Origin of the sequence: Lysobacter sp. yr284 (assembly GCF_900107375.1) — a bacterium.
GTDB lineage: Bacteria > Pseudomonadota > Gammaproteobacteria > Xanthomonadales > Xanthomonadaceae > Lysobacter.
The window spans coordinates 118480-132870 of the sequence record NZ_FNPT01000009.1 but is presented as its reverse complement, the minus strand read 5'-3'; the positions used below and the strand labels follow the sequence as shown (position 1 = coordinate 132870).

Below are 14391 nucleotides of genomic sequence, written 5' to 3'. Positions count from 1 at the left end.
TGCGCCGCTCCTACAGGAGCCGGTGCGCATCGTGCGGTCGAGGCGGACTCGAACCGCATGGGGCTTTGGTAGGAGCGGCGCGAGCCGCGACCGCGCCGCATCGCACTCGCGGCGCGGTCTTGCCACCCCGCGGCCCCGCTCCTACAGGCAGCGGCCGCGCAATGCGCGGCCGCTCGCGGCTTACCCGCGCATGCGCTGGAACCGGCCTTCCTGATGGAACAGCGGCCCGAACCACGGGTGCGCGACGTCGATGCAGACCTCGAACTGCTCGGCGTCCAGGTCGCGGTGCACCAGCACGAACCGGCCCGGCCACAGCAGTTGCGGCAACGGCAGGCGCAGGCCGCGCCAGTGCAGGAAATAGCCGTCGTCGACGAACACCAGCCGGTTCGGCAGCACTTCCAGGCGCACCCGCATGCCCAGGCCGCCGCCGAAGTGTTCCAGCAGTTCGCCGCCGGCGCCCAGGGTCATGCGCGAGCGGAAGCTGAAGATCTCCTGGGCGAAATGGTAGGTGCGGGTCTTGATCCAGCCCAGTTCGCGCCGCAACGGTTCGACGTCGAAACGGAACGGCACGTCGTCGGCGTTGTGGTGCGGCAGCACCCGCGCGTAGCGGATCAGCCGCGCGAACAGCGCGCCCAGGCGGGTGCAGCGCACCTGGTGCATGTCGCCGACATACTCGGCCTGGGCCTGGCCGTCGGCGAGCGCGAAGCGCGCCTGGATATGCGGATGCAGCAGCGCCCAGCGCGGGCCCAGCGCGGCCTTGAGCAGCGCGGCCAGGTCGTGCGCGGCGGCGGGCTCGGTGTCGCTGCCGGCGGTCGCCGGCCCCTGCGTCTGCGGCCGCGTTTCTTCGGGCCGGCCCGCCGCGGGCCGGTCCGCCGTCGCGGGCGCGACGGCGCGGGCGCCGGTCGGTGCCGGCAGGTCAATGCGTTGCAACAGTTCCATGTCCCTCACCCGGGTGTCCTACACCCACATAGTCAGAACGAAGATCGGGCGCCAAACCGGCGTGCGCGCCGCCCAGGGCGCTGGCCAGCACGGGATGGGCGAAGACGAAGCGCTGGTCGCTCAGGCGCTGCGGCGCGGCCACCGGGCCGTCGAGCAGCATCGTCGCCATCTCGCCCAGCGCCAGCCGCAGCGGCGCGGCCGGCATCGCCAGCCACGCGGGGCGATGCAGCGAACGCGCCAGTTCGCGGGTGAACTCGGCCTGGCTGCAGCCGCCGGGCGCGACCAGGTTGTAGGGGCCGCGCACGCCGGCGTGCTCGACCGCGTGTTCGACGAAGCGCAGCACGTCGTCGAGGTGGATCCAGGCGAACCACTGCCGGCCATCGCCCAGCCGCGCCGCGCCGCCGAGCGCGGCGGCCAGCGACAGCGTCGGCAGCAGGCCGCCGCTGCGGTGCAGGACCAGGCCCAGGCGCATCGTGGTCAGGCGCACGCCGCGTTCGCCGACCGGCGCGGCGGCGCGTTCCCAGGCCGCGCACAGTTCGCTGGCGAAGTCGCCGGCGACCGGCGCGGGTTCGCGCAGTTCCGGCGCGCTGCGCGCATGCGCGCCGTACAGGCCGACCGCGCTGGCCTGCAGCCACAGCGCCGGCTTGGCGGTGGCGCGGTCGCACCAGGCGCGCAGCGCGTCGGTGGTGCCGACCCGGCTGGCCAGCAGCGCACGCTTGCGCGCCGGGCTCCAGCGCGGGCCGACCACCGGCGCGCCGGCCAGGTTCACCACCACGTCGATGCGTTCGTCGTCGCGCAGTTCGGCGGTGTCGGCGATGCAGCGCGCGCGGCCGCCGAAGCGCAAGGCGGCGCGGCGCGGATCGCGGCTGAGCACGGTGATGCGGTGGCCGCCGGCGAGCAGGCCCTCGACCAGCGCGGTGCCGATGAAGCCGGTGCCGCCGCTGACCAGGAAATGCTGCTGCGGATGCTGCGCCAGCAGCGGCCGCGGCGCCGGCTCGGCGGCGTTGGCGCGCGCGGCCAGGCCGTCGCGCACCGCGCTGACGCCGATGCCGGCCGCGGCCGCGGTCAGCGCCCACGACATCCAGCCATGCGCCGCCGGCGCCAGCGCGCTCGCCAGCGCCCAGTCGCCGCGGGTGGCCAGTGCGTACACCGCGAACATCGCGCCGCCGTTGACCGCCAGGACGGTGTGCAGCACGCGCTCGGTGTTCGGCAGCAGCCGGGTCGCGTCCTCGACCACGAAGTCCCACAGGGTGATGCCCACTTCGATCAGCACCAGCAGCCACACCGCCGCCAGCCACAGCCCTTGCGGGCGCAGCCAGGCGAACACCAGGAACAAGCAGCCGTAGACGAAGCCGCGCGCCGCATGCAGCTTCAGTTCCAGCGCGGCGCTGCGGCGGTTGGCGAGTTTCTCCATCACTTCGTGGTGGGCGACGGTGTCCAGCGCGCCCATCGCGATCTGCAGCAGCAACAGGCTCAGGAACAGCGTGTGCAGGTCCATGGCCGGGTCCTCAGAAGTGGGTGGGGCAATGGCCGTCGTCGCAGCGCGGCGCGGCTTCTCCGCCGGCTTCGCGATAACCCAGCCAGCGCGAGACGCGGTGGCGGTTCGGCGCGATCCAGCGGTAGGCGCGCGCCGCCGCGCGGCCGGCGCCGGGCACGCGCAACGGCCAGGTCAGCCAGCCCAGGCCGACCGCGCGGTAGGCCTCGGCGATGCCGGGCACGCCGATCCGCCACTGGCCGTCGCGGCCGCGCACGTGCAGGGCGTTGCGCAGCGCGTCGAGTTCGAACCCCCACTGCGCGGCGTCGAAGTCCGCCGCGGCGATGTCGACCAGGCGCAGGCGGCCATGGCGGTCGCGGGCCTTGAGCCGGTGCATCTCGGCGCGGCACAGCGGGCAGGCGCGGTCGTACAGGGCGACGGCCGGCGGCAGCAGCGGGCGTGGGGCGGGATCGTTGTTCATGATCGACTCCTACGGTTATTTCGGTAAAGACAGAAATTCATTGGCAAAAAAAGGGACCGCTCAGGCCGAGCGGTCGCCGGGCGGCGCGGCGGCGGCGGCGCCCTCGCCCGCCTCGTCCTCGTCGGCGAACAGCACGCCCGCGGCCTGCGCCTGCGGTTCCGGCAGCGGCTTGACCGGCCCGCGCACGAACTGCTGGATGCGCGCGCCCATCTTCAGCAGCTTGATCAGGGTCTTGGGGTCGAGCCGGTTCATCTCGTCGATCCAGCTGGTGCCGGTCTCCATGAACTCCAGCACCTCGCGCATGCGCGCCAGGGTCAGGCGGTCGCGCGGGTCGGCCGGGTCGGGCGCCACCGCGGCGTTTTCGCCGTCGAGCACGGCGGTGCGCAGCATGCTCAGGGTCGGCTCGATCTCGCGTCGGCGCCGCTCCTGGACCACGGCGCGGAAGATGTCCCAGACGTCCTTGTAGGTCTCGAAATGGTCGCGGCGGTCGCCGAGCACGTGGGTCACCCGCGCCAGGTTCCACGCCTGCAGCTCGCGCAGGCTGGTGCTGACGTTGGAGCGGGCCAGGTTGAGGGTTTCGCAGATCTCGTCGGCGGTGATCGCGCGCTCGGACAGGAACAGCAGGGCGTGGATCTGGGCGACGGTGCGGTTGACGCCCCAGCGGCTGCCCATCTCGCCCCAGTGGAGGACGAAGCGTTCTTGCAGAGGGCTGAGGGACATGGCGTTTTCTCTAATTTCTGTTTAGACAGAAATTAATGAAGAGACCGTAAGACGTCAAGACGCTACCCCGACCGTTGGTCGGTTTCCCCCTGTAGGAGCGGCGCGAGCCGCGACCGAGGGGCTGCACGCTCGCGGCGCCATTCGCATGACCGGGATGGCTTGCTTTCGCCGCGAATCCGCCGTCCCGCGGTCACGGCTCGCGCCGCTCCTACAGCGGGCCTTTGTCGCAACGGCTGCGACTGGGGGCGCTCAATCTGCGCCGATCCGCCACTTTCCTTCCGTCGGCCACGCCCGCCTTGCCCTACCCGCGTGCCCGGATTATTACTAAAATTAGTACATGAGCCTGACCGACCTCCGCCGCGCCCTGCTCGCCTTCCTGCACGAGCGCCTCGCCGCCGACGGCCTGCCGCCGTCGCAGCAGGAGATCTGCGCGCGCTTCGGCTTCCGCCAGAACCGCTCCGCCGGCTACCACCTGCAGGCGCTGCACGAGGACGGGCTGATCGAGTTGCTGCCCGGCCGCGCGCGCGGCATCCGCCTGCGCCCGGCCGGGCTGCGCGAGGCGCTGGCCTGGCGCGCCGAACGCGAAGGCCTGCCGGCGCCCTTGGCGCGCACGGCGGCCAACGAAGCGCCGCTGCCGGTCCTCGGCCGGGTCGCCGCCGGCGCGCCGATCGGCGCCGATGCCGAGGCCGAGGCGCACGTGCTGGTCGACCGCGCGCTGTTCTCGCCGCGGCCGGACTACCTGCTGCGGGTGAAGGGCGATTCGATGCGCGAGGACGGCATCTTCGACGGCGACCTGGTCGCGGTGCACCGCACCGGCGAGGCGCGCAACGGCCAGGTGGTGGTGGCGCGGCTGGGCGAGGAGATCACGATCAAGCGCCTGCGCATCGACGCCGACGGCATCGTCCTGCTGCCGCGCAATCCCGACTACGCGCCGATCCGGGTCCCCGCCGATGCCGACTTCGCCATCGAAGGCATCTACTGCGGCCTGGTCCGCAGCGCCTGAGCCCGGCCGTGAGCGCGCCCGTTTCGCTGGAAGGCCTGATCGGTTCGCGCCGGCTGTGGCGCGGCCAGAACGCGCAGGCCGCGCCGTCGGCGCAGCCGACCGGCCACGCCGCGCTCGACGCCGCCCTGCCGAGCGGCGGCTGGCCCGAGGCCGCGCTGAGCGAACTGCTGCTGCCGCACACCGGCGTCGGCGAACTGGAACTGATGTGGCCGGCGCTGGCGCGGCTCTCGCGCGAGGCGCCCGGCCATGAGGCCGGCATGATCGTGCTGGTCGACCCGCCGCTGCTGCCGTACGCGCCGGCCTGGCGCGACGCCGGCGTGGCGCTGTCGCGCCTGCAGGTGGTGCGCGCGAGCGGACGCGACGCGTTGTGGGCGGCCGAACAATGCCTGCGCTCGGGCGCGTGCGCAGCGGTGCTGTGCTGGCCGCAGCGCGCCGACGACCGCGCCCTGCGGCGCCTGCAGGTGGCCGCCGAAAGCGGCCAGTGCCTGGGCTTCGCCGTGCGCGAGGCGCGCGCGGCGCTGAACCCCTCGCCCGCCGCGCTGCGCATCGCCATCGACGCCGCGCCGCGGCAGTTGCGCGTGCTCAAGTGCCGCGGCGGCACTGCGCCGACGCGGCCGATCGCGTTCGATGACGGCCAGGCGCGCGGCGTCGAGGCTGCGCCGGCCGTCGCGCGGGAAAGCGAGCGCGGCGCCGAGGTGATCCGCCTGCGGCCGCAGTTGCGGTCGGTCCAGTCCATCGCCGGAGCCAGCCGCGTCGGCACTGAAGTCCCTCCCACAACAACGTCGATCGCTTCTGCGACTGCTGCCCTTGTGGGAGGAACTTCAGTCCCGACGCTTTCCTCTGCGCCGCCGCAAACCCCGCCCGCGCCGCAGCGCTGACGCCGCCATGCGCTGGGCCTGCCTGCTGCTGCCGCAACTGGCGATGGACGTGGTCCTGCGCCAACACCCGAACCCGGACCAGCCGCTGGCCCTGGTCGAAGGCCCGCACGCGCGCCGCCGCCTGCATTCGGTCAACGCCGCCGCGCGCGCGCTGGGACTGCGGCCGGGGCTGTCGCTGGTCGCCGCGCAGGCCATCGCCGACGGCGTGCGCACCGCCGAATACGACCCGCAGGCGGCCGAACGCGCGCGCCAGCTGCTGGCCGCCTGGGCCTATCGCTACAGCTCGCAGGTCAGCACCGACTTCGCCCACGCCCTGGTGCTGGAGATCGCCGGCAGCCGCCGCCTGTTCGGCGCCTGGCCGCAGCTGCGCCAGCGCCTGGACGCGGAACTGCGCGAACTGGGTTTCCGCCACCGCATGGCCGCCGCGCCCAATCCCTTCGCCGCGCGCGCGCTGACCAACATCGGCGAAGGCTTGTTTTTCGACGACGACCTGCTGCTGCCGGCGCTGGCGAAGATGCCGATCGAACGCAGCGGCCTCGACCCGGCCGCGGTGCAGGCGCTGCAACGCATGGGCCTGCGCAAGCTCGGCGCGGTGTTCGCCTTGCCGCGCGCGCCGCTGGCGCGGCGCTTCGGCCCCGACCTGCTGCTGCGCCTGGACGCGCTGCGCGGCGCGACCGAACCGCCGCTGACGTTCTACCAGCCGCCCGACGCCTTCGACGCGCGCATCGAGCTCGGCCACGAAGCCGAATCCAGCCAGGCGCTGCTGTTCCCGCTGCGCCGCCTCACCGCCGATCTCGCCGCCTACCTGTCCGGCCGCGACGGCGGCGTGGCCCGGTTCAAGCTGCTGCTCGAACACGAGCGCCACAGCCATCGATTGCAGCACCCGCCCAGCGAAGTCGCGGTCGGCCTGCTCGCGCCCGAGCGCGAGGCGGCGATGCTGTTCGAGCTCGCCCGCGGCCGCCTGCAGCACGCGCAACTGCCGGCGCCGGTGGTGGCGCTGCGCCTGCTCGCCGAGGAACTGCCGCCGTTCGTGCCGGCCGCGCGCGACCTGTTCGACCCGCGCCCGCAGCAGGCGCTGCCGTGGGCGCAGCTGCGCGAACGCCTGCGCGCGCGGCTCGGCGACGAACGCGTGCACGGGCTGGCCGCGCACGCCGATCACCGCCCCGAGCGCGCGTGGACGCCGGTGACCGGCGATGCGCCGACCGCGCGCGGCAAAGCCATCGCGACGCCCGCACAAGCGCTGCCGCCGACCCGTCCGGGCTGGCTGCTGGCCGAGCCCGAACCGCTGCGCGACCCGGTCGCGCGCATCCTCGCCGGCCCGGAGCGGATCGAATCGGGCTGGTGGGACCAGGACGACGTGCGCCGCGACTACTACCTGGTCGAAACCGCGCGCGGCCAACGCGCCTGGGCCTACCGCGACGCCGGCGGCGACGGCCCGCTGATCGTGCACGGCTGGTTCGCGTGAGCGCCCTGCCCGCCCGCGATCCGCGGTCCGACGGCGCGCTGCCGCAATACGCCGAACTGCATTGTCTGTCGGCTTTCAGTTTCCAGCGCGGCGCGTCCACCGCCGACGAATTGTTCGACCGCGCCAGCGCGCTGGGCTACCGCGCGCTGGCGATCACCGACGAATGCACCCTGGCCGGGATCGTGCGCGCCTGGCAGGCGGCGCGGCGCACCGGCGTGGCCTTGATCGTCGGCAGCGAGATCCGCGTGCACGACGGCCCCAAGCTGGTGCTGCTGGTCGCCGACAGCGCCGGTTACGCCGACCTGTGCGGGCTGATCACCCAAGCGCGGCGACGCGCGGCGAAAGGCGAATACCTGAGCCTGGGCGAAGACTTCGAATCGCGCAGCGCGCACCTGCTGGCCCTGTGGATTCCCGACGGCGACGCCCGCGACGAGGAACACGCCGTTTGGCTGCGCGCGCGCTTCGGCGAACGCCTGTGGCTGGCGGTCGAGCTGCACCGCGGCCCCGACGACGACGCCCGGCTCGCCGCGCTGACCGCGCTGGCGCGGCGCCACGGCTTGGCCGCGGTCGCCGCCGGCGACGCGCACATGCACGAGCGCGCGCGCCGGCCGCTGCAGGACGTGCTGACCGCGGTGCGCCACCGCACCACCGTGGCCGAGGCCGGAGCCAAGCTGTTCGCCAACGGCGAGCGCCACCTGCGCATCCGCCGCGCGCTGGCGGCGATCTACCCGGCGCCGCTGCTGGCGCAGACCCTGTCCATCGCCCAGCGGTGCTCGGGCTTCGATCTCAAACGCGGCATCGATTACCAATACCCGCACGAACTGGTGCCGGCCGGCGAGACGCCGAAGAGCTGGCTGCCCCGGCTGGTCGCGCAAGGCGCGGCCAAGCGCTGGCCGCGCGGCGTGCCGGCGGATTCGCAGCGGCAGATCGAACACGAGCTCGGCATCATCGGCCGGCTCGACTACGAATCCTATTTCCTGACCGTCCACGACATCGTCCGCTTCGCCCGCGAACAGCAGATCCTGTGCCAGGGCCGCGGCTCGGCGGCCAATTCCATCGTCTGCTTCGCCTTGGGCATCACCGAGATCGACCCGACCCGCATGGGCATGCTGTTCGAACGCTTCATGTCGGTCGAGCGCAACGAGCCGCCCGACATCGACGTCGATTTCGAACACGAGCGGCGCGAGGAAGTGCTGCAATACGTATTCAACCGCTACGGCCGCGAACGCGCCGCGCTGACCGCAGTGGCGACCAGCTACCGCGGCCGCAGCGCCGTGCGCGACGTCGCCTCGGCCCTGGGCATGCCGCAGGACCAGATCGGCGAGTTGGCGCGCACGCTCGACCGCTGGAGCGAGGACGTGCCGCTGGCCGAACACATCCGCGAACGCGGCATGGACCCGGATTCGCCGCTGTTGCGCCACATTCTGGCCCTGAGCCTGGTGCTGGTGCGGGAGGCGTTCCCGCGCCACCTGTCGCAACATCCGGGCGGCTTCGTCGTGTCCGAGCGTCCGCTGCACACGTTGGTGCCGGTGGAGAACGCGGCGATGGACGAGCGCACCATCGTGCAATGGGACAAGGACGACCTCGATGCGATGGGGCTGCTGAAAGTCGACTGCCTGGCGCTGGGCATGTTGACGGCGATCCGCAAGGTGTTCGCGCTGCTCGGCGCGCAGGGGCTGGCGGGGCTGGACATGCCCGCCATCCTGGAACGGCCCGACGACAGCGACGTCTACGACATGATCTGCGCGGCGGACACCATCGGCGTGTTCCAGATCGAGTCGCGGGCGCAGATGTCGATGCTGCCCAGGCTGAGGCCGCGGAAGTTCTACGACCTGGTGATCGAGATCGCGATCGTCCGGCCGGGGCCGATCCAGGGCGACATGGTCAATCCCTACCTGCGCCGCCGGCAGGGCCTGGAGCCCATCGAGTATCCGTCGAAGGAGCTGGAGACCGTGCTCAACCGCACCTTCGGCGTGCCCTTGTTCCAGGAGCAGGTCATGCAGATCGCGATGGTCGCCGCGGACTACACCGCCGGCGAAGCCGACCAGCTGCGCCGCTGCATGGCCGCCTGGAAGCGCCATGGCGGCCTGGAGCCGCATCGCGACAAACTGTTCGCCGGCATGATGAAGAACGGCTACAGCGAAGACTTCGCCCACCGCATCTTCGAACAGATCAAGGGCTTCGGCAGTTACGGCTTTCCCGAATCGCACGCCGCCAGCTTCGCCCTGCTGGCCTACGTCAGCTGCTGGCTCAAGCACTACCACCCCGCCGCGTTCGCCTGCGGCCTGATCAACTCGATGCCGATGGGCTTCTACACCCACGGCCAGATTCTCCACGACGTGCGCCGCAACGGCGTGACCATCCTGCCGGTGGACGTGCGCTACAGCGATTGGGACTGCACCCTCGAAGCCCTGCCCGGCCGCGGCGAACGCAAGCATCCGCATGCGATCCGCATGGGCCTGCGCCTGGTCAACGGTTTCGACGAGGCCGCGGCCGACCGCATCAGCGACGCGCGCGCGCAGGCGCCGTGGCGCGACGTCGACGACCTGTGCGAACGCGCGGGATTGGACGCGCGCGTGCGCGCCGTGCTCGCCGACGCCGGCGCATTGCGCGCGCTGGCCGGGCATCGCCACCGCGCACGCTGGGCGGTGGCCGGCGTCGATACCCAGCTGCCGCTGTTCGCCGGCGTCGCCCGCGCCGAGGCGCAGGTGTCGCTGCCGCTGCCGAGCGCGGGCGAGGACGTGCGCGCCGACTACGACCTGCTCGGCACCACCTTGGGCCCGCATCCGCTGGCGCTGCTGCGCAGCGCGCTGCATGCGCGGCGTTGCCGGCGCTCTTCGCAGCTCAAGCAGGTCGAGCACGGCCAGCGCGTGCGCTTCGCCGGGCTGGTGACGGTGCGCCAGCATCCGGAAACCGCCAGCGGGGTGACCTTCCTGAGCCTGGAAGACGAGGACGGCATGGTCAACGCGGTGGTCTGGCGCGATCTCGCCCAGCGCCAGCGGCGGGTGCTGGTGGAATCGCGGCTGATGGCCATCGACGGCAAGCTCGAGCGCGTCGACGGCGTGCAGCACATCGTGGTCTCGCGCATGCAAGACCTGACTGCGCTGCTGGGCGCGCTGGCGACGCAGTCGCGCGACTTCCACTGAGCCGCCGCCGGCGCGCGCGGCGCGAATGCCGCGCAGCGCCCGCGTCGGCCGCGCCGCGTCGATCACGCATGTTTTAGCCAAGCCTTGGCACTCTTAAGACTTGCGACGCTGAATTGGATTTTCCGCACTCACTTGAATTTAACCTCGCCTCGATTCGCCGCGGCTAGGATGCGCGAACGCAACGAACACAAGGACCCGAGTTCATGAAGACGTTCCCCTGCCTCGCGCTCGCCGCCGCCCTCGTCCTCGCCAGCGCCCCCGCGCTCGCCGAAGTCGGCAACCTCACCAACACCGGCTACGGCGCGACCAAGGCCGACGCCGAGGCCAAGGCCAAGAAGAACCTGGAAGAGGCCTGCCACTCGCGCAACGGCAAGGTCGTGGAAGGTTCGTTCAAGGTCACCTTCGACAAACCCCTGACCAACGGCCAGCATTACGTGGACGCCACCATGCAATGCGACATTCCGTAAGCGCACGGCGCGCTCGCGCGCAAAAAGCGCGATGACGTCCAAAACCCGCGAAAGCCCCGCAGCGCGCTGCGGGGCTTTTTCGTGGCGGCCGCGATCGGCTAGGCTCGCTGCGTCGCCGCAACGTCCATGCCGATGAACCCTTCCGCGCGCCTGTCCGCCTTCGTGCTGCTGTTGTGCCTGCCGCTGCTGTGCATCGCCGCACCGCCGCCCAACCCGCGCGCGATCGCGTTCTACTACAACTGGTACGGCAGCCCGCAGCTCGACGGCGCGCCGCTGCACTGGGCCCACGACGTGCTGCCGCAGAACGACCGCGACACCGTCCGCAAGCGCATCCCGGCCGGCGGCGACATCGCCGCCAACTTCTATCCGCAACTGGGCGAATACAGCAGCGCCGACCCGGCGACGATCGACCGGCACCTGGCGATGGCGGCCTCCGCACGCATCGGCATCCTCGCGGTGACCTGGCTCGGCAGCGACGACCCCAGCTTCCGCAGCGTGCCGCTGCTGCTCGACGCGGCCCGCCGCCACGGCCTGAAAATCTGCTTCCAGATCGAGCCGCGGGCGCGCACGACCGCGCTGGCCGCGCGCGATTCGATCCGCGAGATCGTGCAGCGCTTCGGCGCGCATCCGGCCTTCTACCGCGATCCGCGCACGCGCCGGCCGCTGTTCTTCGTCTACGACTCCTACGTGATCCCCGCCGCCGACTGGGCGCGGGTGCTCGCGCCCGGCGGCGCCGACACGATCCGCGGCAGCGAGCACGACGCCGACGTGCTCGGCCTGTGGGTCGGCGCCGACGAACACGCGTTCTTCGAACAGTCCGGCTTCGACGGTTTCTATACCTACTTCGCCAGCCGCGGCTTCAGCTACGGCGCCACGCCCGAGCACTGGCCGGCGTTGCAGCGCTGGGCGCGCGAGCGCGGCAAGCTGTTCGTGCCTTCGGTCGGGCCGGGCTACATCGACACCCGGGTGCGGCCGTGGAACGCGAAGAACAGCAAGGACCGCGACGGCGGCCGCTACTACGACGCGATGTTCCGCGCCGCCATCGACAGCGGCGCGCCGTTCATCGGCATCACCTCGTTCAACGAATGGCACGAGGGCACCCAGATCGAGCCGGCGACGACGTTCCGCCACCGCGCGTTCGATTACCTGGACTACGCGCCGCGCGCGCCGGACTACTACCTCAAGCGCACCGGGTACTGGCTCAAGCGCTACAAACCGGCCGCGACGGGCCGCGCGTCCGCGCCGCCGGCGGCTACTGCGGCCGTTCCTTGACCGGCCGCTTGGCCAGCTTGCGCTGCAGCGTGCGCCGGTCCACGCCGAGCACGCGCGCGGCCTGCGAGACGTTGCCGCCGCATTCGGCCAGCACCCGCTGCATGTGCTCCCAACCCTGCCGGCGCAGCGACACCGGCGCCTGCGGCGGCGGCGCGGCGTCCTCGCCCGGGGCTTCGAACGCCTGCGCCAGGGCGTCGATGTCGAACGGCTTGGGCAGGTAGTTCCAGGCGCCGCGGCGCATCGCGTCGACCGCGGTGGCGATGCTGGCGTAGCCGGTGGCCAGGACGATGCGCGCCTGCGGGCAGCGCCGGCGCAGCTCGCCGATCATCAGCAGGCCGTTGTCGGCGCCGAGCTTGAGGTCGAGCACGATGCCCTCCGGCGCGAACGTCTCCAGCGCGGCCAGCGCGCTGGCCGCGTCGTGGCGCGCCTGCGTCTCGATCCCGCGCCGCGCCAGCATCCGCGCCAGCACCTGGCAGAACGCCAGGTCGTCGTCGATCAGCAGCATGCGCGCGGGCAGGCTCACGCCGCGCCCTCCGCGACCAGCGGCAATTCCACTTCGGTGACGCAGCCGCCGCCGTCGCGCTCGCCCTGCCTGACCGTGCCGCGGCTGCGCTCGATGCTCGATTTCGAGATCAGCAGGCCGATGCCCAGGCCGCTGCCTTCGTGGTCGCGGCGCGGCCGCGCGATCCGCGCCGGGCCCGCGCCGCGGTCGCGGATGGCGATGTTGAACCGCCCCTCGCGCAAGCCGGTCTCGACTTCGACCGGCTCGTCGATGCCGGCCGCGGCGTTGGCGTCGGCGGCGTTGTTGATCAGGTTGATCAGCGCTTGCTGCATACCCGGATCGACCCGCACCCGGCGTCCGGCCGCGCCGCCGCGGAAGCGCGCGGTGGCGTTGGGGCGCAACAGCCGCCAGCGGTCGACGCAGGCGTGGACGAAGCCGTCGCCGGGCTCGACCGAACTCTCGCCGGCGGCGCCGCGGCGCGCCATCTCGGCCAGCGCGCGCACGTGGTCGCGGCAATGCGCGAGCTGCGAGCGCAGCAGTTCCAGGTCCTCGCGCGGCGGCGGGTGCTCGCCGGACATCCAGTCGTCGACCAGCAGGCCCATCGTCGCCAGCGGCGTGTTGAGCTCGTGCGCGGTGCCGGCCGCGAGCGAGCCCAGCGCCGACAGCGATTCGTCGCGGATCGCGCGTTCGCGCGCCTCCGACAGGCTGCGCCGCTGTTCGCGCACGATGGTCATGAACCGGCTCAGCACCACCGCCATGATCCCGGCCGAGAGCAGGAAGTTGACCCACATGCCGGTGACGTGCAGCTGGAAGTCGCTGCCGTGCAGGTGCGGCAGCTCGACGTGGTGGCCCATCAGCCAGGTGTAGAGCGCCGCGGTGAGCACGGTCAGGCCCAGCATCGGCGCGATGTCCAGGCCGATCGCCGCCAGCGCCACCGGCACCAGGTACAGCGAGACGAAGGGGTTGGCCGGGCCGCCGGAGAAATACAGCAGCGCGGTCAGCGCCAGCAGGTCCACCAGCAGCTGCAGCGCCAGCGCGCGCGGGCCGGCTTCGCGGTGGGCCAGCCACCACCAGTGGCTGAGCACGTTGAACAGCAGCAGCCCGGCCGAGATCGACAGCAGCGCGCGCGCCGGGATCGGCAGGTTCAGGCGCTGGGCGACGAACACCACGGTGAGCATCTGGCCGGCCACCGACAGATAGCGCAGGTAGATCAGCAGTTGCAGCACGGACGGGCCTCGGCAGCGGAGCGGACGGTGTCGCGGCGGACGGTCTCGCCATGGCGGTCCGGGACGGACGAATGGCGACATTCGATCCGGCACCGGCGATCCGCAGCGGGCGACCGCGCAACAGCCGATTATCGCACCGCCCCGGCCGACCCGACTGCGGCAAGCCGCCGCGGCGCCCCGCGCAGGCGCGTGCTGCAACGCGGCGCGGAACCCGACCGATGCCGCAATTGCGCGCGCCGCCGCGACCCGCAGCGCGCGGCGCGCCTGTCACTAACGACAGTCCGGCCCGCGCGCGGCCGCCGCGGCCTAAGCTGCGACCGCCAGGAATGGACTGGCGTCAGACAGGAAGGGATCTCATGAAATCGATCGGACAAACGCTGGCCAACGCGGCGCTGACCGGCATGCTGGCGCTGGCCGCGGCCGGCTCGTTCGCGGTGCCGGCCACCGCCCAGGCCCAGCCCGGCAGCAATCCGCTGCTGTGGTGCTTCGTCGGCCCCAACGACCAGCCGGGCAACGGCCCGTTCGGCCGCTGCACTTCGTTCTATCCGTCCAGCAGCTACCGCGCCGACTTCGAGGTGCGCAACCTGCCGGCCGGCAATTACAGCTACGTGTGGACCAACGACGTCGGCATGGTCCTGCCGTGCACGACCAACCGCTGCTACGTGACCTACCAAAGCGGCGCCGGCGGCGGCGTGATCGACACCGTCTCGGTCACCTACACCAACCTGGCCACCGGCGTGGCGACCACGCTGGGCCGCACCGTGGCGATCGGCGGGCCGATCTGAGCCATCCGCGCCGCCGCAGCGGCGGCGCACGCC

12 protein-coding genes and 1 pseudogene are annotated in these 14391 nt (G+C 72.3%); 7 read left to right on the top strand and 6 right to left on the bottom strand.

Annotated features, from left to right (window positions below; genetic code table 11):
* Positions 1-180: 180 nt before the first annotated feature.
* Genes BLV01_RS15110 through BLV01_RS15095 form a run of 4 tightly spaced genes read right to left on the bottom strand, consistent with a single transcriptional unit; the run spans position 181 to position 3614 of the window.
* Positions 181-939: a DUF4166 domain-containing protein gene (locus BLV01_RS15110; protein ID WP_091801218.1), complete on the bottom strand. Its 759-nt coding sequence runs from the start codon at positions 937-939 to the stop codon at positions 181-183.
* Complete coding sequence (locus BLV01_RS15105; RefSeq protein WP_091801215.1) at positions 917-2437, bottom strand: TIGR01777 family oxidoreductase; 1521 nt, start codon at positions 2435-2437, stop codon at positions 917-919. The genes BLV01_RS15110 and BLV01_RS15105 overlap by 23 nt, the downstream gene beginning before the upstream one ends.
* A 10-nt stretch (positions 2438-2447) precedes the next feature.
* On the bottom strand, positions 2448-2894 hold the full coding sequence (locus BLV01_RS15100) for a thiol-disulfide oxidoreductase DCC family protein (RefSeq protein ID WP_091801212.1): 447 nt from the start codon (positions 2892-2894) through the stop codon (positions 2448-2450).
* Positions 2895-2954: 60 nt separating this feature from the next.
* Complete coding sequence (locus BLV01_RS15095; RefSeq protein WP_091801209.1) at positions 2955-3614, bottom strand: GbsR/MarR family transcriptional regulator; 660 nt, start codon at positions 3612-3614, stop codon at positions 2955-2957.
* A gap of 337 nt (positions 3615-3951) precedes the next feature.
* On the opposite strand from BLV01_RS15095, the gene lexA reads away from it, so the two are divergent.
* From lexA to BLV01_RS15065, 6 genes and pseudogenes are all read left to right on the top strand, one after another.
* Positions 3952-4617 carry a transcriptional repressor LexA gene (gene lexA / locus BLV01_RS15090; RefSeq protein ID WP_091801206.1) on the top strand — a complete coding sequence of 222 codons (666 nt, stop codon included), beginning with the start codon at positions 3952-3954 and terminating at the stop codon, positions 4615-4617.
* Between the two features lie 8 nt (positions 4618-4625).
* Positions 4626-5237, top strand: a pseudogene (gene imuA / locus BLV01_RS15085) (translesion DNA synthesis-associated protein ImuA); the annotation flags it as partial.
* Between the two features lie 265 nt (positions 5238-5502).
* On the top strand, positions 5503-6960 hold the full coding sequence (locus BLV01_RS15080; RefSeq protein WP_091801203.1) for a Y-family DNA polymerase: 1458 nt from the start codon (positions 5503-5505) through the stop codon (positions 6958-6960).
* Positions 6957-10106: an error-prone DNA polymerase gene (locus BLV01_RS15075; protein ID WP_305791404.1), complete on the top strand. Its 3150-nt coding sequence runs from the start codon at positions 6957-6959 to the stop codon at positions 10104-10106. Before BLV01_RS15080 ends, BLV01_RS15075 begins: the two co-directional genes overlap by 4 nt.
* Positions 10107-10309: 203 nt before the next feature.
* A complete protein-coding gene (locus BLV01_RS15070) occupies positions 10310-10573 on the top strand; it encodes a hypothetical protein (RefSeq protein WP_091801201.1) in 264 nt (87 codons plus the stop codon).
* 132 nt (positions 10574-10705) lie between these two features.
* Positions 10706-11845 (top strand): glycoside hydrolase family 99 protein, encoded by a 1140-nt coding sequence (locus BLV01_RS15065; RefSeq protein WP_091801337.1) that lies wholly within the window; start codon positions 10706-10708, stop codon positions 11843-11845.
* Here the strand turns inward: BLV01_RS15065 and BLV01_RS15060 are convergent.
* Both BLV01_RS15060 and BLV01_RS15055 read right to left on the bottom strand, forming a co-directional pair.
* Positions 11826-12350 carry a response regulator transcription factor gene (locus BLV01_RS15060; RefSeq protein WP_091801334.1) on the bottom strand — a complete coding sequence of 175 codons (525 nt, stop codon included), beginning with the start codon at positions 12348-12350 and terminating at the stop codon, positions 11826-11828. The genes BLV01_RS15065 and BLV01_RS15060 overlap by 20 nt on opposite strands.
* A gap of 14 nt (positions 12351-12364) precedes the next feature.
* On the bottom strand, positions 12365-13573 hold the full coding sequence (locus BLV01_RS15055; protein WP_175485969.1) for an ATP-binding protein: 1209 nt from the start codon (positions 13571-13573) through the stop codon (positions 12365-12367).
* A gap of 356 nt (positions 13574-13929) precedes the next feature.
* On the opposite strand from BLV01_RS15055, the gene BLV01_RS15050 reads away from it, so the two are divergent.
* Positions 13930-14358, top strand: a complete 429-nt coding sequence (locus tag BLV01_RS15050) for a hypothetical protein (RefSeq protein ID WP_091801196.1) — start codon at positions 13930-13932, stop codon at positions 14356-14358.
* Positions 14359-14391 lie beyond the last annotated feature (33 nt).

Bases quoted from the DNA above. Each gene is read 5' to 3' on its own strand.
- BLV01_RS15060 (WP_091801334.1), bottom strand. From the start codon at position 12,350: ATGCTGCTGATCGACGACGACCTGGCGTTCTGCCAGGTGCTGGCGCGG.
- BLV01_RS15095 (WP_091801209.1), bottom strand. From the start codon at position 3,614: ATGTCCCTCAGCCCTCTGCAAGAACGCTTCGTCCTCCACTGGGGCGAG.
- BLV01_RS15065 (WP_091801337.1), top strand. From the start codon at position 10,706: ATGAACCCTTCCGCGCGCCTGTCCGCCTTCGTGCTGCTGTTGTGCCTG.
- BLV01_RS15080 (WP_091801203.1), top strand. From the start codon at position 5,503: ATGCGCTGGGCCTGCCTGCTGCTGCCGCAACTGGCGATGGACGTGGTC.
- BLV01_RS15105 (WP_091801215.1), bottom strand. From the start codon at position 2,437: ATGGACCTGCACACGCTGTTCCTGAGCCTGTTGCTGCTGCAGATCGCG.
- BLV01_RS15070 (WP_091801201.1), top strand. From the start codon at position 10,310: ATGAAGACGTTCCCCTGCCTCGCGCTCGCCGCCGCCCTCGTCCTCGCC.
- BLV01_RS15050 (WP_091801196.1), top strand. From the start codon at position 13,930: ATGAAATCGATCGGACAAACGCTGGCCAACGCGGCGCTGACCGGCATG.
- lexA (WP_091801206.1), top strand. From the start codon at position 3,952: ATGAGCCTGACCGACCTCCGCCGCGCCCTGCTCGCCTTCCTGCACGAG.
- BLV01_RS15100 (WP_091801212.1), bottom strand. From the start codon at position 2,894: ATGAACAACGATCCCGCCCCACGCCCGCTGCTGCCGCCGGCCGTCGCC.
- BLV01_RS15110 (WP_091801218.1), bottom strand. From the start codon at position 939: ATGGAACTGTTGCAACGCATTGACCTGCCGGCACCGACCGGCGCCCGC.